The 19,252-nt window shown below is 69.2% G+C and carries 16 protein-coding genes; 9 read left to right on the top strand and 7 right to left on the bottom strand.

Going from position 1 to position 19,252, the window contains the following annotated elements; genetic code table 11:
* Window positions 1-17 precede the first annotated feature (17 nt).
* Window positions 18-929: a LysR family transcriptional regulator gene (locus tag ACQPYZ_RS12000; protein WP_433167557.1), complete on the top strand. Its 912-nt coding sequence runs from the start codon at window positions 18-20 to the stop codon at window positions 927-929.
* Between the two features lie 44 nt (window positions 930-973).
* Entirely contained in the window at window positions 974-1,261 is a 288-nt protein-coding gene (locus ACQPYZ_RS11995; protein ID WP_433167556.1) for a YiaA/YiaB family inner membrane protein, read from the top strand.
* A gap of 2 nt (window positions 1,262-1,263) precedes the next feature.
* Here ACQPYZ_RS11995 and ACQPYZ_RS11990 read toward each other — a convergent pair whose 3' ends face one another.
* Window positions 1,264-5,475 (bottom strand): BTAD domain-containing putative transcriptional regulator, encoded by a 4,212-nt coding sequence (locus ACQPYZ_RS11990; protein WP_433167555.1) that lies wholly within the window; start codon window positions 5,473-5,475, stop codon window positions 1,264-1,266.
* 170 nt (window positions 5,476-5,645) lie between these two features.
* Here ACQPYZ_RS11990 and ACQPYZ_RS11985 point away from each other — a divergent pair, with 170 nt between their 5' ends.
* Window positions 5,646-5,963: a hypothetical protein gene (locus ACQPYZ_RS11985; protein WP_433167554.1), complete on the top strand. Its 318-nt coding sequence runs from the start codon at window positions 5,646-5,648 to the stop codon at window positions 5,961-5,963.
* Window positions 5,964-6,000: 37 nt separating this feature from the next.
* Here the strand turns inward: ACQPYZ_RS11985 and dnaG are convergent, their stop codons facing one another.
* The gene (gene dnaG, locus ACQPYZ_RS11980) at window positions 6,001-7,908 is read right to left on the bottom strand and encodes a DNA primase (protein WP_433167553.1); all 1,908 of its coding nucleotides are present in this window, start codon (window positions 7,906-7,908) and stop codon (window positions 6,001-6,003) included.
* 40 nt (window positions 7,909-7,948) lie between these two features.
* Between dnaG and ACQPYZ_RS11975 the strand changes: the two genes are divergently transcribed.
* Window positions 7,949-8,800 carry a TolB family protein gene (locus tag ACQPYZ_RS11975; protein WP_433167552.1) on the top strand — a complete coding sequence of 284 codons (852 nt, stop codon included), beginning with the start codon at window positions 7,949-7,951 and terminating at the stop codon, window positions 8,798-8,800.
* On the opposite strand, the gene ACQPYZ_RS11970 is transcribed toward ACQPYZ_RS11975, so the two are convergent.
* Both ACQPYZ_RS11970 and ACQPYZ_RS11965 read right to left on the bottom strand, forming a co-directional pair.
* Window positions 8,797-10,038: an NAD(P)/FAD-dependent oxidoreductase gene (locus ACQPYZ_RS11970; RefSeq protein WP_433167551.1), complete on the bottom strand. Its 1,242-nt coding sequence runs from the start codon at window positions 10,036-10,038 to the stop codon at window positions 8,797-8,799. The two genes, ACQPYZ_RS11975 and ACQPYZ_RS11970, sit on opposite strands and share 4 nt — an antisense overlap.
* A gap of 14 nt (window positions 10,039-10,052) precedes the next feature.
* Window positions 10,053-11,279: a deoxyguanosinetriphosphate triphosphohydrolase gene (locus ACQPYZ_RS11965; RefSeq protein WP_433167550.1), complete on the bottom strand. Its 1,227-nt coding sequence runs from the start codon at window positions 11,277-11,279 to the stop codon at window positions 10,053-10,055.
* Between the two features lie 134 nt (window positions 11,280-11,413).
* Between ACQPYZ_RS11965 and ACQPYZ_RS11960 the strand changes: the two genes are divergently transcribed.
* A complete protein-coding gene (locus ACQPYZ_RS11960; RefSeq protein WP_433167548.1) occupies window positions 11,414-12,139 on the top strand; it encodes a DUF899 family protein in 726 nt (241 codons plus the stop codon).
* On the opposite strand, the gene ACQPYZ_RS11955 is transcribed toward ACQPYZ_RS11960, so the two are convergent.
* Window positions 12,140-12,748 (bottom strand): RibD family protein, encoded by a 609-nt coding sequence (locus ACQPYZ_RS11955; protein WP_433167547.1) that lies wholly within the window; start codon window positions 12,746-12,748, stop codon window positions 12,140-12,142. It abuts the gene before it with no gap.
* A gap of 76 nt (window positions 12,749-12,824) precedes the next feature.
* Here ACQPYZ_RS11955 and ACQPYZ_RS11950 point away from each other — a divergent pair, with 76 nt between their 5' ends.
* Together ACQPYZ_RS11950 and ACQPYZ_RS11945 are read left to right on the top strand one after the other, a co-directional pair.
* On the top strand, window positions 12,825-13,394 hold the full coding sequence (locus tag ACQPYZ_RS11950; protein WP_433167546.1) for a helix-turn-helix domain-containing protein: 570 nt from the start codon (window positions 12,825-12,827) through the stop codon (window positions 13,392-13,394).
* A gap of 56 nt (window positions 13,395-13,450) precedes the next feature.
* Complete coding sequence (locus tag ACQPYZ_RS11945) at window positions 13,451-14,767, top strand: MFS transporter (protein WP_433167545.1); 1,317 nt, start codon at window positions 13,451-13,453, stop codon at window positions 14,765-14,767.
* Here the strand turns inward: ACQPYZ_RS11945 and ACQPYZ_RS11940 are convergent.
* Entirely contained in the window at window positions 14,728-15,333 is a 606-nt protein-coding gene (locus tag ACQPYZ_RS11940; protein WP_433167544.1) for a TetR/AcrR family transcriptional regulator, read from the bottom strand. The two genes, ACQPYZ_RS11945 and ACQPYZ_RS11940, sit on opposite strands and share 40 nt — an antisense overlap.
* Before the next feature lie 85 nt (window positions 15,334-15,418).
* Between ACQPYZ_RS11940 and ACQPYZ_RS11935 the strand changes: the two genes are divergently transcribed.
* Window positions 15,419-16,264 carry an alpha/beta fold hydrolase gene (locus ACQPYZ_RS11935; protein WP_433167543.1) on the top strand — a complete coding sequence of 282 codons (846 nt, stop codon included), beginning with the start codon at window positions 15,419-15,421 and terminating at the stop codon, window positions 16,262-16,264.
* Here ACQPYZ_RS11935 and ACQPYZ_RS11930 read toward each other — a convergent pair.
* A complete protein-coding gene (locus ACQPYZ_RS11930) occupies window positions 16,229-17,755 on the bottom strand; it encodes a UDP-N-acetylglucosamine 1-carboxyvinyltransferase (protein WP_433167542.1) in 1,527 nt (508 codons plus the stop codon). The two genes, ACQPYZ_RS11935 and ACQPYZ_RS11930, sit on opposite strands and share 36 nt — an antisense overlap.
* A 232-nt stretch (window positions 17,756-17,987) precedes the next feature.
* Here ACQPYZ_RS11930 and ACQPYZ_RS11925 point away from each other — a divergent pair, with 232 nt between their 5' ends.
* Window positions 17,988-19,205 (top strand): hypothetical protein, encoded by a 1,218-nt coding sequence (locus ACQPYZ_RS11925; protein WP_433167541.1) that lies wholly within the window; start codon window positions 17,988-17,990, stop codon window positions 19,203-19,205.
* Window positions 19,206-19,252: the final 47 nt, after the last annotated feature.

Raw genomic sequence — 19,252 nt, 5'->3', positions numbered from 1 at the left:
CGCTTATCGTTAGGTCCATGTCCGAGGTGGAGTTGCGGCACGTCGCGACGATGGCCGCGGTCGCGGACGAGGGAACCTTCGGCCGGGCGGCCGTGCGGCTCGGGTACACGCAATCGACCGTGAGCCAGCACATCGCCGCGTTGGAGAAGGCGGTCGGCGGCTCGGTGTTCGACCGGCCCGGAGGTCCGAAGCCGGTGCGGATCACGCCGCTCGGTGCGGTCGTGCTCTCCCACGGCCGCGACCTGCTGGATCGCACTCAGGCGATGACCGATGCCGTCGACCGGTTCAAGGCCGGCGAGGGGCGGATCGACATCGGCACGTTCCAGAGCATCTCGAACGTGCTGCTGCCGCAGGTCGTACGCCGTCTGCGCGAGGAGCACCCGGGCTGCGACATCCGGCTGATCGAGGACGAGTCCGATCCACCGCCGGTCGACAAGGTGGACCTGATGTTCTTCGACGCCCGCGTCCGCGGCGACTTCGAACACCTCAAGCTGCTCGACGACCCGTACCTGCTGGTCGCCCCACGCGGCGCCTTCCCGGACGGCCCGGTCGAGGTGGCCGACCTGCACCGCGCGCCGATGGTGGCGTGGCCGCCGACCTGCGACCAGCCGCGGGTCGAGCAGTTGTTCGCCTCCCAGGACGTCGTACCGCGGATCGTCTTCCGTGCCGCCGGCAACGAAGCCGTGCTGGCGATGGTCCGCTCCGGCCTCGGCTCCGCCGTACTCCCCCGCCTGGTCCTCGACAGCGTCGCCGACGACCCGGCCCTCACCATCCACGACCTTCACCCGTCCCCACCCCGCCGCGAGATCTACCTCATCTGGCAAGCCAACCGAACCCACTCCCCCCTAACCCACCGAGCCATCCAACTAGCCACCGAAACAGCAGCAACCATGTCCACGGGTCGTGCAGTCGCCCGACTGAATGAGTAGTTCGGCGGATGCTCGGCACCTGGCCGGGGATCCACCATCGACGCATGAGGAAACCGATCCAGCCGTCCACCACTGCCGCCTACTATGTCCAGGCGATCATCTCGTTCGCGATCGCGCTCACGGCGATGAGCCTCGCTCTGATCTACCTTCCAGCGTCCGGCTGGATCCGAGCCTTCCTCGCCATCGGCCTCTTGTACGTCGTCACCTCGACCATCACGCTCTCCAAGGTCATCCGCGACCGCCAGGAACTCGCCGAAGTCACCACCCGGGTCGACCAGGCCCGCCTCGACAAACTCCTCACCGAACACGACCCCTTCAAGGTCGACACCTGACCTCAAGAACAAGTCTTCTGATACGGGCGATCCGGGAATGCCTGCCGCCATTCATCAGCCGTCAGATTGCGCCCGGCCATGGCGCAGGCCTGAGCGAGGATGTGAGCAGTGCTGACATTCCACCGGTAGGTCTTGCCGTCGTACGACGGGATGCTGATGGCGTCACCGTCCCGTGTGAAGGTGGGGGCAACAGGCACCAGGTTGGCATCAGTGGCCGTCGAAATGGTGAAGAGGTTCTCCAAGGTTGCGGCGTCCCAGACTGTGGCGGTGCCGTCGTCGGCGCCAGAGACAAGGCGAGTGCCGTCGGGAGAGAACCGGATGCTGACACCGTGGGCTCGGTGGCCGGTCGGAGGAGCAAACTTGATTGCGCCGGACCGGACATCCATCGTGAAGACACCGTCCGTACCGATACCTGCAATCAGGCGGCTGTCAGGCGAAAACGCCGTTGCGTTGATCCACGTCGACAGCCCACCCTGCTTGACGACCTCGCCTGTAGATGCCCGGACGATCCGCCAAGACATCGTCGCGCCTCCCCGCTCCTCCTGGAAGAGCACAGCGAGCTCACCGTCCGGGGATGCCGCCGTGCAGCAGTCTGCGATCCAGCCGTGATTCACTCGCTTGGGCACCATGCGGCCGTCGAAGACGGTTGTGCTTTCGATTGTTCCCGCGACTATGCGTTCGCCATCGTTGACGTAGGCGACTGATGTTGCTCGTCGGACATCCCGTTGGAGAACCGTTCCGGTCCTGCCATCCAGAACGGCGACGAGATCGATCCCGTGGATCACGAGGCGATCACCGTTGGGATGCCACGAGGCGGGCGCTTGCGCCTCGCCCTGCAGCTCGAGGTCAAGGCTCGTCGGCGCGGTCATCCGTCCGCTTCTCACGTCTGCGAAGCTCACCCACGAGGTCCCTGCCTCGTTCCACAGGTACGCGATTGTCTCCCCGCGATCCGACGCCAGAACATGGAGGTACGGACGTAGCGGGGCAGTTTGTGTGCGGGAGAGGTACTGCTGCCGCCCTCCGAGGTCATATGCACGCAGCACGCCCTCATCGCCGGCCGTGTACAGCGTCTGCTGATCCGAACTGAAAGCGACCGCCCACGAGACTTCGGCGGTGTGGAGGCGTTGAACGGCTTTCCCCGTGGCCAGATCCCAGACGATGACCTCGCCGCCGAAGTGGGCCGTTGCCAGCAGCTTGCCGTCATTCGAGAAGGCAGCGTCACGTGGCGGATCCGCAGTGCTGCGCAGCACCCGAACAGTCTTCCCGGTGCGAGCATTGACGACTGTCGTCGTGGTTCGGTCGTTTCGGATCGGTCCCGGGTGTAGATAAGCGAGCAGGTCGCCGTGTTTCGAGACTTCGATGATTGGGAGGCCGATGGTCGAGTCGACGACCGGTCCGCCAAGCAGATCTGATCGCTGCCATTTCTGTTGACCGGTGGCCACGTCGAAAGCCGTCAGGTGCCAGGGTTTGTAGACGGTCCGGCCATCAGGACTGATCACCGCGCGCTGCGGACCGATGCCCAAGGGTACTGTTCGAGGTGGCCGGTCGAGCGCGTCGACGTTCCAAACCAGGGCGAATGCCGGGGCGTCGCCCCAACTGCCGGTGGCCTCCTGCAGACCGATGACCAGATGACGGCCGTCTGCGCTGAAAGCAAGGTTCTTCACCCGCGGCAGATCGACCTTCGGAAAGTGCGGCTGTGGCTCGATTGGTTCGAGAGTGTCGGCATTCAGCACCCTGACCGGCCACGCGGAATCTATCGCGGCGCCGTCGTGCTTACCGGCGACTGCGGCGACGAGGCGACCGTCCGGGCTGAAGCGTGGTCGGGTCAGAACCTCCGCGTCGTCGGTGACTGGGGCGAAGGTGTAGGAGTTGAGGACCTTTCCCGACTGGGCGTCGTACAGGTGGAAGGTCGCTTTGTTGTCACCGGAGACGATGCGGGTGCCGTCGGGTGAGAGGTCGAGGTTCTCGGTACGGCCCAGGGGTGCGGGGAACGAGCGGAGCAGGAGTGGGTTCTTGTTGATGGCGGCTACCAGGTTGGCTCGAGTCTCTCGAGCGTCGTCCAGGCGGACGCCTTGGGCGGCGAGAAGAAGAGACTGACTGATGTCGTCGGTCACCAGCGCGCGGGCACCGACCTGCCGGGCGAGTTCCCGGTTGGCGGCCAGCTCGGCCTTGTCGGCCTGACGTACGGCGACCACGCCGGCGATCAGGGCACCGACGAGGAGGACTGCCGCGGTGGCGAGGGCTGCCCGCAGGCGGCGGTTGACTCGTTGCTGGAGACGAATCCGGCCCTCGGCGGCGCGCAGCTCGGCCTCGGACAGACGTTTGCTTGCAGCAAGGAAGTCGGTCTCGGTCGGAGTGAGCGTCGGATCCGTCCGGTCGCGCCACTCCAGAGCCTTGGCGAGGCGGACACCGCGGTAGAGCTCGCTGTCGGGGCGTCCGAGGTTGTGCCAGGAGTCGGCCGCAACGGCGAGGTGGTGCAGGATGCGCTGCCCCTCGAGGTCGTCCTCGAGCCAGCCGCGAAGCCTTGGCCAGGCACGGACGAGCGACTCATGCGCGATCTCGACCACACCGGCGTCGCTCGTGACCAGCCGAGCCGCAACGAGCAGATCGATCATCGTGTCGTCTTCCGCCCGAGTCACCACGAGACGGCGCGGTAGTCGGCTGCGGATCGGCTCACCGTCCTGGCTTGGAACGACGAGCCGCAACAACAAGTCGCGCAGGACAACTCGCTGCTGCGGCGAGATCCGCTCGTGGACCGCTTCCGCCGAGTGGGCGACGGCGCTGCGGATGCCGCCGGAAGCGCCGTAGCCGGCGACCGTGAGGGTTCGACCCTCACGACGTTGCCAGGTCTCACGCAGCGCGTGCGACATCAACGGCAGCGCGCCGGGTCGATCGGCCACCTCGTTGACTAGCAGGTCCACGAGCCCGGGCTCGACCACCAGCGAAGACTGTCGTGCCGGCTCCTCGATGGCGGTTCGCAGGTTCTCCTGCGTCATCCCCGACAGGAGGAAGAGACCCCGCTCCACAACCCGCGCGAAAGCCGGATGAGCCGAGACGTCGCCGAGCCGATCTGCGCGGATCGACATGATCAGTGGTGCCTCGTGCCCGCTCAGGGCAGTGAGGAAGCGCTCCCGCTCTCGACCGTCCTGGCACAGCGAGAACACCTCCTCGAACTGGTCCACGACCAGCGCCGCCGTATCGGGCGCTGCTGCCGCCAGGGCTGCGACGGGGTGCGCTCCCGGTGTCATCACCACGACCTGCTTACCATCACGGCGCAGTGCGGCGGCCACTCCGGCCCGAACCAGAGAGGACTTGCCGCACCCGGAGGGCCCGGCCACCGCCAGTACCGAGGTGTCCGTCAGCTTCCGCAGACAGGCGGTGATGTCGGAGTCGCGCCCGAAGTACGTGTCGGCGTCGTCTACGTCGTACGGCTTGAGGCCTGGATACGGGCAGATCGGGCTCGGCTCGGGGAGCACACTCTCTGCCACGAGGGATGGATCCTGGCGAAGGATCGCCTGCTCCAGGGTCACGACGTCGGCACTGGGGACGAGGCCGAGTTCACGGTCGAGCACGGTCCGCAGGCGTCGGATTGTCGACAATGCTTCACCCTGGCGTCCGCTCTGGTACTGCGCGGTCGCGAGGAGGACCCAACGCCGTTCGCGCAGTGGGGCCTCCGTGACGAGCGCCTGCGCCTTCGCCAGCACCTGGTCGTGCCGGCCTGACCGCAGCGCCGCCTCGACGTACAGTTCGTCGGCGGTGTGCCGCAGCTCGATCAGTCGCGAGGCTTCGATCCGGGCCGCGTCCCAGCCGTCCAGCTCGGTCAGCGGCCGGCCACGCCACAACGTCAGCGCATCTCCGAGGACGACAGCCGCCCGCTCAGGCTCACCGTTCCCGAGCAACTCGCGAGCCCGTGCCACCGCGCGATCGAACCGTTGGGCATCGATCTCGTCAAGCGGTACGACGAGCCGATACCCGAGTGGCAGCGTCTCGATCGCAGGCGTGCCGAGGACCTTGCGAAGCCGGACGACACACCCTTGGACGACCTTTTGCCAGGACGGCGGTAGCCGGTCGCCCCACAGGGCGTCAGCAAGCTGCTCCGCGCTGACGACCTCCCCTGGATGCACCGCCAGCGCAGCGACCACGACCCGGTCACGTCGCCCGAGAGCCTTCTGATCCCCCTCGATCGTGAGCGGGCCAAGTACGTCGATGCCCACCCTTCGACTCTCGACCTGCGGCCCGCACGCCGTCAACGCCTCCGTTACCGCCGTGATACCGCGATCAGGCGCCGCGATACCGCCTACTGCGACAACAGGAGCAACCGGGCGAACGGCGTACCTGGACCGCAGCCGAGCGGACCCGCCGGACGCCCGTACAAGGAGACATCATGAACCACCGCATCACCGCGATCGCTGTCATTCCCTTCGCTCTCGGCGTCGCAACGGCCGGGCCGGCGATGGCAGCTGAGTGGCAACAACGACCCATGCACCAGCCGGTCGATTGGCCGGACGAAGGCTCGGGCTACCCGGGGTCGGCCGACGCGAAACCGCCGGCCGTCGAGACCGTCAATCAAGCGACTGCACTGCATCCCACCTCGATCGCCCTCGGCGCGCTCGGTGGCATCACCCTCGGCGGAGCCGCTCTCGGCATCACCCTGGTCGTTCAGCACCGCCGCGAACACGTCGCCTCCACCCAGGGCGTCTGACCCCAGCGGCCCAGCGGCTCGACCAGTCGGTCGGGGGTTAGAGGGCGCCGGTGATGGCTTTTTTGCGGAGGTCGGAGCGGTAGGCTTCGAGGGCTATGAGTTCGCCGAACATGCGGTTGTAGTCGTCGGCTCGGTCGATCGGGTTGGTGCGCTGGAGTTTGGACTTGAGGTCCTGGATGCGGCGGGCGCAGGTGAGTTCCTGGAGGCGGGCGAGCAGGGCGAGGGCGTAGGCCTCGTCGGGTTCGCGGCCGAGGCGGAGCGGGTCGACGGCCAGGGCGCCGACCACGGCGGCGGCGGGATCGTTGCCGACGGCATCGCGTACGGCGACCACCCAGGCCTCACCGGGAGGCGCCGCCGACGGGCCGCCCGCCTTCGCCATCGCGGCCCGGATCGCGGCCAGCCACGGGTGGGTGAAGTCGTGGTCGTCCAGCTCGTCGAACGCGACCCCGACCAGAGCCGGGTGCTGCATCGCGACCTTGAGCACGTCCCACTCGATCACGAACCGCTGGTCCCGCGGCGACGGCACGTCCACGCGCGGCGGGGGCGGCGGCGCCTCACCCTGTACGACGACCGGCTGCGACCGCTCGTTCGACGCGGGACCGGGGGCCGGTCGCGACGCCGCCCGGTACACCTCCGTGCGCACCTGGTCGACCTCCATCCCCAGATGGCCGGCGAGCTCGCGGGTGAACGCGTCCACCTTCGACCGGTCGCGGATGCTGATCACCAGCCGGGCCGCGTCCCGGAGCGCGTCGATCCGGGTGTCGGCCCGGTCGAGGTCGTACTTCGACAGCACGTTGGCCAGCACGAACCGGTACAGCGGCACCCGCCGGCCGATCAGCTCACGGACCGCGGCGTCACCCTTCTGCAGCCGCAGGTCGCACGGATCGAGCCCGTCCGGCTCCACCGCGACGTACGTCTGCGAAGCGAACGCCTGGTCGCCGGCGAACGCCTTGAGCGCGGCCCGCTGACCGGCCTCGTCACCGTCGAAGGTGAAGATCACCTCACCACGGAACTGGTCGTGATCGAGCAGCAACTGTCGCAGCACCCGCGCGTGGTCGTCGCCGAACGACGTACCGCAGGTCGCGACCGCGGTCTGCACACCGGCCAGGTGACAGGCCATCACGTCGGTATACCCCTCGACCACGACGGCCTGGCGGCCCTTCGCGATCTCGCGGCGGGCGAGGTCGACGCCGTACAGCACCTTGGACTTCTTGTAGATCGGGGTCTCGGGGGTGTTCAGGTACTTCGCTTCGATCCGGTCGTCGTCGAACAGGCGCCGGGCCCCGAATCCGATCACCTCCGACGACGCGTCCCGGATCGGCCACATCAGCCGGCCGCGGAACCGGTCGTACAGCCCGCGCTGCCCCTCCGCGGCCAGCCCGGACGCGACCAGCTCGGCGTTGGTGAAGCCGCGGCCGCGCAGGTGGCCGATCAGCGCCTCCCCGCCGCGCGGCGAGAACCCGACGCCGAAGTGCACCGCGGCGTCCTTGTCGAAGCCGCGCTTGTCCAGGAACTGCCGCCCGAGCGTCGCGTCGGCCGCACCGAACAACTGCTCCACGTAGAACTCGGCGGCGACCCGGTGGGCCTCGACCAGCCGGGGCCGCTGGTTCGACGGACCGCGTTGCAGCGGCGCGCCGGACTCGTCGTACCGGAGCTGGATGCCGACCTTCGCGGCCAGCGTCTCGACCGCCTCGTGGAAGGTGATCTGGTCGATCTTCTGGATGAAGTCGATGACGTCGCCGCCCTCTTGGCAGCCGAAGCAGTAGAAGAACCCGCGCGACGGCGTGACGTTGAACGACGGCGACTTCTCGTCGTGGAACGGGCACAGGCCCTTCAGGTTCCCGCCGCCGGCGTTCTTCAAGGTCACGTACGAACCGACGATGTCGTCGATCCGGGCCCGCTCGCGCACCAGCGCGATGTCCTCGTCCTTGATCCGGCCTGCCACGCCGCGAGTCTAGCCGGGCCGATCACGTAGGTTGGCGGGCATGCCACGAACCCTCCGCCCAGGCCAGCGGTCCGAGCTGTACGTCGTCGACGTCGCGACCGGCGACCGGCGACTCGTCCACAGCTCGACCACTCTGCTCTTCGAGGCGCCGAACTGGTCGCCGACCGGAGACCTCGTCGTCAACGGCGACGGCCGGCTGTGGCGACTGCAGGACGCCGAGCTGCACGAGATCGATCTCGGCGGGGTGCCGCCGATCAACAACGACCACGTCCTGAGCCCGGACGGGACGACGGTCTACGTGTCGGCGGACGACGGCCACCTGTACGCCGTACCACTCGAAGGTGGATCCCCGCGCCGGGTGAGCAACGACCGCGGCCCCGGCTTCCACCACTACCTGCACGGAGTCTCGCCGGACGGCCGGACGCTCGCGTACATCGGTCTCGAGTACGTCGACGGCCGCCGGATCACGAACGTGTGGACGATCCCGTCCGCCGGCGGGACCGACGTACAGCTCACCGACGACGAGCATGCGGACGACGGGTCGGAGTACGGCCCGGACGGGAAGTGGATCTACTTCAACTCCGAGCGGGCCGGGCACGCGCAGCTGTTCCGGATCGCGGTGAGTACCGGCGAGGTCGAGCAACTGACCGTCGACGAGCGGGTCAACTGGTTCCCGCATCCGGCGCCCGACGGCTCCGCGATCGCCTACGTCAGCTTCCCGCCCGGCACCGAAGGGCACCCGGCCGACGTCGAGGACGTCCGCGTGCGCCTGCTGACCGCGGACGGCGAGATCCGCGAGATCGCCACGCTGTTCGGCGGCCAAGGCACGATGAACGTCCCGAGCTGGTCGCCGGACAGCACCTCCTTCGCGTTCGTCGCGTACCCGCTCTAGACGTCGGCGAGGTCGATCGACGGGTCGGCGAGCCGCTCGGGGTCGAGCTGTTTGCGGGAGCGGATCAGGTCCTGGACGGCGTCGATCGCGCCCCACGTGTTCACGTGCATGCCGGCCAGCAGCCTCCGATCGTCGTCGAGCCAGAAGGCCAGGTACGCCCCCGAGGCCGGGTCGCCGCGCAGGACCACCTGGTACGACGTGCCGGGTGGGACGTCACCGGCGTACTCCATGCCGAGGTCGTACTGGTCGGTGAAGAAGAACGGGAGCGCGTCGTGCGTAACCTCCTGCCCGACGATCGCCTTCGCCGCCGACTTCCCGGTGTCCTTCGCGTTCTGCCAGTGCTCGACCCGGACCGGCCGCCCGTACAGCGGGTGGTCCCAGCGCACGACGTCTCCAGCCGCGTAGACGTCCGCTGCCGAGGTCTGCAGGTCCGGACCGGTCACGATCCCGGAGCCGTTGTCCGCGGTGGCGACCTCGATCCCGGCCTCCGCGGCGAGCTCGACGTTCGGCTGTACGCCGACGCCGACGATCACCAGCTCGGCCGGGATCACCTCGCCGGCTGACGTCCGCACTCCGGTCACCGTGTCGGAGCCCTCGAACGCCTCCACGCCAGTGCCGAACTTCAGCGTGACGCCGTGCTGCCGGTGAAGCTCGGCGAACAGCTCACCCACCTGCTCCCCGAGCACGCCGGCCAGCGCGGTGGACTGCGGCTCGACCACGGTGACCTCGCACCCGCGTTCGCGAGCCGCCGACGCGGCCTCGAGGCCGATCCACCCGGCGCCGACCACGACGACCCGCGGCTTGGCGGCGTACGCGTCGGTCAGCGCCTGGGACTCCTCGGCCGTCCGCAGGTAGTGGATGCCCGGCAGGTCCGCCCCTGGTACGTCGAGACGCCGGACGCGGCTCCCGGTCGCGATGAGCAGCTTGCCGTACGCGACCTGCGAGCCGTCGTCGAGCGTGACCGTGTGCGCCGCGGGGTCGAGCGCGGTGACGGTCGTGCCGAGGCGCAGGTCGATCGAGTTGTCGTCGTACCACTGCTGGTCGTGCAGTTGGGCGACGTCGGGCTGGTCCTTGCCGAGCAGGACGCCTTTGGACAGCGGGGGTCGCTCGTACGGCAGTCTGGTCTCGCTGCCGATCAGGACGATGCCGCCGGTCCAGCCGTCGTTCCGGAGCTCCTCCGCCGCGGTCGCACCCGCGAGGCTCGCGCCGACGATGACAATCCGCTCTGCGTCAGTCATAGGAACGACTGTAGTCACTTCACCAGGTGGGTGTGCCAGGCCTGGGCCGACGGGTCGGTGAGCGAGGCGACCTGGTCGACGATCACCCGCAGGCGGGCGCTGTCGTCGGCGGCCTCGGCGAAGTCCGCGGCGAAGGCGGTGTCGAGGTGCTGCGGCGCCGTCTTCCACAGGGCTTCGACGAGCTCGGTGAGGAGCTCTCGTTGGGACGCTCGCCGGGCCTGGCGCTCGGGCGAGTTGAGCACGTGGAACATGCCGACGCCCTTGAGCAGCCCGATCTCGACCCGGATCCCGTCCGGGACGACCAGGTCGGCCTCATAGCGGATCAGGCGGGAGCGGCCGAAGACCGCGTGCGTCGCCTGCTCGGCGGCGGTGCAGAACCGGCCGATCAGCTGGCTGGTCAGGTCCTTCAGCCCGCCGAGCGCCCGGCGGCTGTCGTCGAACGGCGCGGACGGCCAGTACGGCAGGGTCGTCAGCCGCCGCCAGCACTCGTCCAGCTCGGCATCGGTTGCCTCCGGCAAGTACATCCGCCGGACGGTCTCCCAGTACGGCGTCCGGTCGGCCCCGATCGCGGCCAGGTCGATGTGCTGGGCAACGATCCCGTCCTCGACGTCGTGCACCGAGTACGCGACGTCGTCGGCGAAGTCCATCACCTGCGCCTCCAGGCAGCGACGGTCGCCGACACCCGGACGCAACCACTCGAAGACGGCGAGATCGTCGTCGTACACCCCGAACTTCCGCTCGCCGGGCCGCCGGGGCCAGGGATACTTCGTGGCGGCGTCCAGGGTCGCGCGGCTGAGGTTCAGGCCGACGCTGCGGCCGGCCGGGTCGAACGTCTTCGACTCCAGCCGGGTGAGCAGGCGCAACGTCTGCGCGTTCCCCTCGAAACCGCCGATGTCCGCGGCGACCTGGTCGAGGGCGCGCTCGCCGTTGTGCCCGAACGGCGGATGACCGAGGTCGTGCGACAGACAGGCCGCGTCGACGATGTCGGGATCACAACCGAGCGTCGAGGCCAGCTCCCGGCCGATCTGGGCGACCTCGAGACTGTGCGTCAGCCGGTTGCGGACGAAGTCGTCACTCCCCGCGGTGACCACCTGCGTCTTGGCCGCCAGCCGGCGGAGGGCGGCGCTGTGCAGCACGCGCGCACGGTCGCGGGCGAAGGCGGTCCGACCGGGCCGCTTGACCGGCTCGGCCACCCATCGCTCGGCGTCGTGCTCGTCGTACCACTCATGCTGCTTCCTCATCACCGCACACAGTAGCCGTCACCACGGACAGTTTCGTGAACACCACAAGAGGAAACCGGGAAGAGGGTCGAGACCGCGGATCCGGCTCCGACGTCCCGATCATGACCGAGAAGAAGAACCGACAGGAACCAGTCATGAAGACGACAAGCCTGCCCCAGGTGGTCGACCGGGAGACCTTCGAGGCACAGATCGAGCAACTGCGGGTCCGGGAGAAGGCCCACACCCGCGAAGGCGACGCGATCGCCGCGGCCCGGCGCCGGCTGCCGATGGTCGAAGTGGACGCGAGCACGCCATTGATCGGCCCCGACGGACCGGTCACCCTGCTCGACGCCTTCGAGGGCCGCCGACAGCTCCTCGCCTACTACTTCATGTGGTATCCGGGCCACCCGGCCGCCGAACAGTGCCAGGGCTGCACTTGGTGCAACACCCACGTCTCGGAGCTGTCCTACCTGCACTCCCGCGACATCACGTACGCCGTCTTCGCCCAGGGTCCGTACGACGAGGGCCGCCGCTACCGCGACTTCATGGGCTGGACGATGCCGTGGTACTCGGCTGCCGACTCGCTCGACACCCTCCTCGTCGGCCGAGTCAAGAACAGCATGCACCTGGTGGCGTACGTCCGTGACGGCGACCGGGTCTTCGAGACCTGGTGGACGACCGTTCGCGGCGTCGAGGTGATGGACAACAGCTACTCGTTGATGGACCTCACCGTGTACGGGCGCCGGGAGACGCACGAGGACTCGCCCGAGGGCTGGCCGCAGGAGTGGGAGCCCGGTGGCCTGACGACCGACGGCCGGCCGACGTCGCAGTGGTCCCGGCTCGAGGCCGGCCGCAACGACGACCTCTTCGCCGATCACTGATCAGGGCGGACCCACGCAGTACCGCAGCCAGACGAGGCCGCCTTCGAATACCTCCGTGCCGGCTGGTTCGAGGGTCAGCTCACGACCCTCGGACCACGGCCGGCCGGAGCCGACGACGACCGGATGGACGAGGAGTGCCAACTCGTCGACCAGCCCCAGGTCGAGCATGGCGCCGACCAACGCGCCGCCCGAGTCGACGCGGACGACCCGGGAACCACGCTCGCCGAGGACGTCCAGGATCTCGGCCAGGTCCACCCGGTCGTAGCCGGTGACGAGCTCACGGATCGTGCTGTCCGGCGACCGGGCCGGCGTCTGGTCGGCGTACAGGGCGAGCACGTCGGACCAGTAACCGAGCTGGCGCAGCCCTTCCCACTCACGGACGCGCGCCCGGCTGTCCACGACGGCGAGCAACGGGCCGTCCGCCCGCGGTCCCGGGTGCGGCGCCGACCGTACGGCGGGCTCCTGCACCAGGATCGTGTCGGCGCCGACCAGCGTCACGTCCTCCTGCCACAGGGTCGCCAGCGCGTAGAACCGCGCCTGGTCGGCGTCGAATCCCGACGTCCTGCCGTCGAGCGACACCGCCAACTGGGCCACCACATGAGGTCGCATGCCGATGACGCTAGGCGACGCCACCGACAAGCTCGCACACTTGCAGAGAGTTCTCTGCAAAGACTACTCTGCAACCATGCGACGGATCGACGCCCGCAGTCTCCGCGGACTGGCCCACCCGCTCCGGATGGACATCCTGGAAGCGATCGAGCTGGACGGCCCGGCCACCTCGACCACGCTCTCGGCCAGGCTGGGCGAGAGCACCGGCACGATCAGCTGGCACCTGCGGCTGCTCGCCGACCACGGCTACATCGAGGAGGACGTCGAGCGCGGCACCAAGCGGGAGCGCTGGTGGCGGATCCCGGGCCGGACGGTGCTCGACCCGTCCGAGTTCCGCGACGACCCCGACACCAGTGGCGCCCTCGACGTCTACCTCCGGCACCTGGTCGAGCGGTACTTCGACCGCGTCCGTACGTACGTCGACGAGAACTGGCCCGGCGAGTGGCAACAGGCCGCCTCCCTCTCCGACTGGCGCGACCTCCACCTCACCCCCGCACAGTTGACCGCGCTCAACGAAGAGCTCGGCACCGTGATCGACCGCTACACGAAGGTCACCCCGGACGGCCCGGCCGCCGAACGCATCATCGTCCAGCTTCAGTCGTTCCCCCGACGATCCACACCCACCCCAGAACCAGATCCCTCATGAGCCCGGACGCTCCGGGGCGCCACCCCACGAGCCGGGTCGCTTCGGGTCCCCAGCCCATGACCCCGGACGCTCCGGGTCCCCGGCCGGTGAACCCGGACGCTCCGGGCTCGCGGCGCCAGGGGCCGGGCGCGGCGAGTCTCCTGCGCCGGCACCGGGACTTCCGGCTGCTCTGGGTCGGCGAGACGGTCAGCCGGTTCGGGACCGCGACCGCGAGTGTGGCCCTGCCGCTGATCGCGATCTCGATGCTCGAGGCAACCACCTTCCATGTCGGCCTGCTGACCGCGGCCGCCTGGGCGCCCTGGTTGCTGATCGGCCTCCCGGCCGGGGCGTGGGTCGACCGCCGCCACCGCAGGCCGATCCTGCTGGCCACCTCGGCCGCGTCCTTCCTGCTCACGGCCGCAGTCCCGGTCGCCGCCTGGGCAGGCATCCTCACGGTCCACCTCCTGCTGACCGCAGCCCTTCTTGCAGGCGGCGCGGCCGTCCTCTTCCAGACCGCCTACACCGCCTACCTGCCGACCCTGCTCGATCCGGCCGATCACGCCGAGGGCAACGCCAAGCTCCACGGCAGCGCCTCGGCCGCGCAGCTCGCCGGCCTGGGCTGCGGCGGTTTGGCAGTCCAGTTCGCCGGCCCCTCCAACGCCCTGCTCATCGACGCGACCACCTTCCTCGTCGCCCTCGCCTGCCTCGGAGCCATCCGCTTCCGCGAACGCCGTACGACGCTCGTCCGCCGAGCCGGCGCGATCCGCGAAGGCATCGCGCTGGTCGCGAAGGACGTCTGGCTGCGCACGCTGACGCTCTTCGGCGCGGTCTCGAACCTCGCGCTGATGGGGTACCAGGCGATCGTCGTGGTCTTCCTGGTCCGCGAGGCCGGCCTCGCCGCCGGCACCGTCGGCGCCCTGATCGCCGCGGCCACGAGCGGCGGCATCGTCGGCGCGTTCGCAGGTCGCCGCCTCGCCGCGCGCCTCGGCAGCGCCCGCGCGCTACTGCTGTGCGAACTCGGCCTGCCAACGCTCGCCCTGCTCATCCCGCTGAGCGGCGTCAGCCCGTGGTTCTACCTCGTCGGCGCGTTCGGCGTGAGCCTCGGCGTCGTCGGCGGGAACGTCGTCAAGGCGACGTTCCAGCAGTCCTACTGCCCGCCGGAACTCCTCGGCCGCCTCACCGCCACGGCCTCGTTCGTGAACTACGGGACGATCCCGCTCGGCGCCCTGCTCGGCGGAACCCTCGGCGAACTCCTCGGCCTCGGCACGGCCTTATGGATCACCACAGCGGGCGTCCCCCTGGCCGGCCTGATCCTGCTCTGTTCACCTATGCGCCGGCACCGCGACCTGCCGACTCAGGCGCCCGCCGACTCCAGCCTGGTCCGGATGGCCTGACGCGCGTGCACGTACGCCGACTCCTGGCCGTGCAGGATCGACGCCAGGTTGGCCGACTCGTAGTACGCGTTCAGATCGAACGCGAGCTGGGCGGGATCCGCGTCCAGTTGGCCCAGCTCGACGGCTTCTCGCACGGACGTCTCGAGCAGGTCCATCCACTCCAGGTGCAGGGCTGCCATTGCCTCGTGGACCGCACCGCCGCGAGCGCCGTACTCGTAGGACACCTTCGAGAAGAAGCAGCCGCCGGGGAACACCCGCTGCTGTGAGTACTCGAGCCAGCGCTCGCTCAACGCCCGCACCCGCTCGAGACCGGGCGCGACATCGAGCGCGGGCGCCACTACGGCGTCGACGTAGATGCGTCGGGCGGCGCGGATGGTCGCGAGCTGCAGCTCCTCCTTCGAGCCGAAGTGCGCGAACAGCCCGCTCTTGCTGATCCCGAGCTCGGTGGCCAGCCGCCCGATCGACAGCCCTTCCAGTCCGTCGACCGAGGCGATGTCGACCGCCCGGCGCAGCACCGCCCGGCGGGTCTGGTCACCCCGCACCAACCGTCCGTCGACCTTCTCCACGACTCCCGATCCTAATGCTGTTGACGCCGGCTCCATCCCAAACTAATAATACGACCGTTCGTATAATTACCAGTCGAGGAGCGGCATGAAGAAGCTGGTCAGCGCAGGATTGTCGACAGTCGGATTGTTCTCACCGCCGCTGGCCGGCCGGCTCACCTTCGAGTTGTGGCGCCGTCCGCTGGCCCGCGGCCGGCTGCGCGAGTCCGAGCGGGCGATCCACGCGGCCGCCCGGGTCGAGGTCGTCGACGGGACCGTCACCTACGCCTGGGGTGACGGCCGCCGGCCGATCCTGCTCGTCCACGGCTGGCGCTCCCGCGCCTCCAGGTACGCCGGTTTCGTCGCCCGGCTGCTCGACCTCGGCTACAGCCCGGTCTCGTACGACGCGCCCGGGCACGGCGACTCACCCGGGCCGATCGTGTCGATCCTCGGCCACCAGCGCATCATCCGCGGCCTGGCCGATCGTCACGGTCCGTTCGAGGGCGTGGTCGCCCACTCCCTCGGCGTACCGTTCGCCCTGTACGCCGTCCGCGAGGGCGTTGCCGCCCGCCGGCTGGTCACGATCAGCGGCGTGGCCGAGTTCGGCTACCTGGCGGACGCCTTCTGCCACGAGCTGGGTCTGGGCCCGAAGGTCAACCGGGCCCTGCGCCGCAACATCGAGCGCCGGTACTTCGACGGCGACGACCGGATCTGGACCAGGTTCTCCGTGGCCGCCGGCGACCTCGACCTGCTGGTGATCCACAACGACGAGGACGACGTGGTGACTCCCCAGCAGGCGCGGGCGCTACTGACTGCCTACGGTCCACGAGCGCGCTTCCGGTCGACCAGCGGCCTCGGCCACAGCCGGATCCTGACCGATCCGGACGTGATCGCCGAGGCCGTCGCCTTCCTGCAGGGTTCAGATGTCCCGGAAGGTCTCGATCTGAGCGCCTAGCGAGTTGAGTCGGGTGGCCAGGTCCTCGTAGCCGCGGTTGATCACGTAGACGCTGCGCAGGACCGACGTACCCTTCGCGGCCATCATCGCGATCAGCGTGACCACGGCCGGGCGGAGCGCCGGCGGGCACATGATCTCGGCGCCGGAGAAGTGCGTCGGGCCCTCGACCATCACCCGGTGCGGGTCGAGCAGCTTGACCCGGCCGCCGAGCTTGTTCAGGTCGGTCAGGTAGATCGCGCGGTTCTCGTACACCCAGTCGTGGATCAGCGTCTGCCCGGTCGCGATCGCCGCGATCACCGCGAAGAACGGCAGGTTGTCGATGTTCAGGCCGGGGAACGGCATCGGGTGGATCTTGTCGATCGGCGCGTGCAGCCGCGACGGCCGGGTGGTCAGGTCGACCAGGCGGGTCCGGCCGTTCTCGGCCAGATACTCGTCGCTGCGGCTGTAGTCCAGGCCCATCTCCTCCAGCAGCGCGAGCTCGATCTCCAGGAACTCGATCGGCGCCCGGCGGATGGTGATCTCCGAGCCGGTCACGATCGCGGCCGTGAGCAGGCTCATCGCCTCGATCGGGTCCTCCGACGGCGCGTAGTCCACGTCCACGTCGATCTCGGCCTTGCCGTGCACGGTCAGCGTGGTGGTGCCGACGCCGTCGATCCGCACGCCGAGCAGGTCGAGGTAGAAGCACAGGTCCTGGACCATGTAGTTCGAGCTGGCGTTGCGGATCACCGTGACGCCGTCGTACCGGGCGGCGGCCATGATCGCGTTCTCGGTCACGGTGTCGCCGCGCTCGGTCAGCACGATCGGCTTGGCCGGCGTCACCGCCCGGTTCACCACCGCGTGGTACTCGCCGCCGGTCGCCTTCACGTCCAGGCCGAACGGCCGGAGCGCGGCCATGTGCGGCTCGACCGTCCGCGTGCCGAGGTCGCAGCCACCGGCGTACGGGAGCTGGAAGGTGTCCTCGCGGTGCACGAGCGGGCCGAGGAACATGATGATGGAGCGGGTACGGCGGGCGGCCTCGGCATCCATCGCGGCCAGGTCGAGCCGGTCCGGCGGGACGATCTCCAGGTCGCCGGCGTCGTTCAGCCAGGTGGTCCGGACGCCGATCGAGTTGAGCACCTCGAGCAGCCGGTTGACCTCCTCGATCCGGGCGACCTTGCGCAGCGTGGTGCGGCCCTTGTTCAGCAGGCTGGCGCAGAGCAGCGCGACACCGGCGTTCTTGCTGGACTTCACGTCGATCGCGCCGGACAACTGCCGGCCACCGGCCACGCGGAGGTGGACCGGGCCGCCGCCGAGAGAGACAATTTCGGAGTCGAGGGCCTCGCCGATCCGGGCGAGCATCTCGAGGGTGAGGTTCTGATGACCCTTCTCGATCCGGTTCACCGCACTCTGGCTGGTGTTCAGCACGTCGGCGAGTTGCGCCTGCGTCCACCCGCGGTGCTTGCGGGCGTCCCGGATGAGATTGCCGATCCGGCTCAGGTAGTCATCAGTCATGCGCGGGACCTTATCTCACATGTGAGATACCCCAGCACCGACCCGCCGTGGCCAGCGTAGCCAATGTCACGCCGACTTCCGCAATCGCCCTCGACCAACCACAGGACCGCCGACTGGGCCGCGGACTTGGCCACTGACAGTGCAGTGAAGTCCGAGACCCCTACAGACTGTCGAGACCTTCTCGGCCTACAGTTACCTCCAACTCCCGCCGCCACCCGGAGAGGACCAGCAGATGCGAGACGACACCTCCGCCGCGGTGGTGAACGAGTTCGAGGCGGAGTCGTGGCCGCTGGAGGCGGCGGCGGACAGCCTGCACCAGGTGATCGACGGCTTCCAGAACGGCGACACCCGGCCGCTGGTCATCGGTGACGGCGACCAGCCGGTCCTGGTGGTGCTGGCGATCGCCGACCTGGCCGACTTCCGGGCCCGGATCGCGGAGCTGCTCGCGAACCCGGTCGACGCGGGCTGGCTGCGGTACTACCTGCGCTCGCACTTCGACATGAGCTCCGAGCGGCTGGTCGAGCTGCTCGGGGTCGACACCGACCACGGGCTGTCGTCGCTCGCCAGCCAGGTGAACGTCGAGCAGGCCGCCGTACTCATGCCCGACCATCTGCGCCGGACCGAGGCCGGCGGGAACCCGCTGATGCTGATCGGCGACGGGATGATGGCGACCGCGGCGCTGGTCGCGTTCCCGGCGTTCCAGGTGCTGCTCGCGATGGAGAGCGAGGGGAAGGTCGAGGACGACTCCTGCGCGCACGACGACGAGGAGAAGCCGACCACCCCGCTCGAGGTGCTCGCCGAGCGGCTCGGTCCGGTGGCGACGCAGCTGGTCGCGCAGATCAACTCCGGCCGCGAGCCCGGGTTGCCGCGATACGAGCTGCACTTCGAGGACGAGTTGGTCGAGCACCTGCGCGACCTGGAGGCGCGCGCGGAGAAAGCGCCGGGCGGTGGCGCGTACGACGAGCTGAACGACCTGCTGCACCAGTTCGACCAGATGCGCAGCGGGTTGGTCGAGGTCGAGGAGGAGGAGCCGGCCGAGGCGCCGTACCTCGAGGCGACCGACCTGAAGGCGGCGTTCGCGGAGCTGCGGGACAACTTCCGCGACGGTGCCGACGACCCGTACCTGATCGGCCTCGACGGCCGGCCGCTCGCCGGGCTGATCACCTTCGACCTTTACGAGGAGCTGCAGAAGGTGTCCGTCGAGCTCGACGGCACCGATGAGGCGCCGGTCCTACCGCTCCCCCAGCCGCGCTGGGAGAACGGGCCGCGGCTGCTGCCGTTCGACGCCGCGGTCGAGGTGTGCGACGCGGTCATCGAGGACATCTCCAACGGCGAGGCGTCCATGGTCTTCGTCGCCGACGAGGACGGCGAGCCCGAACTGGTCCTCGCGCCCCTCGTCTGGCTCTGGGCCTACGTAGACCACCTGAACCTGGAATCCGCCGACGCCTGACCTACCCAGCTGCCCCGCCCAGCCTGGCGCCGCACGGCGTGGTGCGT

The sequence above is a fragment of the Kribbella sp. CA-247076 genome (assembly GCF_050942445.1).
Classification (GTDB): domain Bacteria; phylum Actinomycetota; class Actinomycetes; order Propionibacteriales; family Kribbellaceae; genus Kribbella.
This window is presented reverse-complemented; position numbering and strand designations above follow the sequence as displayed.

What these genes read in the sequence shown, in the direction of transcription:
- ACQPYZ_RS12000 (WP_433167557.1), top strand. Translation starts at nt 18, where the DNA reads ATGTCCGAGGTGGAGTTGCGGCACGTCGCGACGATGGCCGCGGTCGCG.
- ACQPYZ_RS11995 (WP_433167556.1), top strand. Translation starts at nt 974, where the DNA reads ATGAGGAAACCGATCCAGCCGTCCACCACTGCCGCCTACTATGTCCAG.
- ACQPYZ_RS11985 (WP_433167554.1), top strand. Translation starts at nt 5,646, where the DNA reads ATGAACCACCGCATCACCGCGATCGCTGTCATTCCCTTCGCTCTCGGC.
- ACQPYZ_RS11975 (WP_433167552.1), top strand. Translation starts at nt 7,949, where the DNA reads ATGCCACGAACCCTCCGCCCAGGCCAGCGGTCCGAGCTGTACGTCGTC.
- ACQPYZ_RS11970 (WP_433167551.1), bottom strand. Translation starts at nt 10,038, where the DNA reads ATGACTGACGCAGAGCGGATTGTCATCGTCGGCGCGAGCCTCGCGGGT.
- ACQPYZ_RS11965 (WP_433167550.1), bottom strand. Translation starts at nt 11,279, where the DNA reads ATGAGGAAGCAGCATGAGTGGTACGACGAGCACGACGCCGAGCGATGG.
- ACQPYZ_RS11960 (WP_433167548.1), top strand. Translation starts at nt 11,414, where the DNA reads ATGAAGACGACAAGCCTGCCCCAGGTGGTCGACCGGGAGACCTTCGAG.
- ACQPYZ_RS11955 (WP_433167547.1), bottom strand. Translation starts at nt 12,748, where the DNA reads ATGCGACCTCATGTGGTGGCCCAGTTGGCGGTGTCGCTCGACGGCAGG.
- ACQPYZ_RS11950 (WP_433167546.1), top strand. Translation starts at nt 12,825, where the DNA reads ATGCGACGGATCGACGCCCGCAGTCTCCGCGGACTGGCCCACCCGCTC.
- ACQPYZ_RS11945 (WP_433167545.1), top strand. Translation starts at nt 13,451, where the DNA reads ATGACCCCGGACGCTCCGGGTCCCCGGCCGGTGAACCCGGACGCTCCG.
- ACQPYZ_RS11935 (WP_433167543.1), top strand. Translation starts at nt 15,419, where the DNA reads ATGAAGAAGCTGGTCAGCGCAGGATTGTCGACAGTCGGATTGTTCTCA.
- ACQPYZ_RS11930 (WP_433167542.1), bottom strand. Translation starts at nt 17,755, where the DNA reads ATGACTGATGACTACCTGAGCCGGATCGGCAATCTCATCCGGGACGCC.
- ACQPYZ_RS11925 (WP_433167541.1), top strand. Translation starts at nt 17,988, where the DNA reads ATGCGAGACGACACCTCCGCCGCGGTGGTGAACGAGTTCGAGGCGGAG.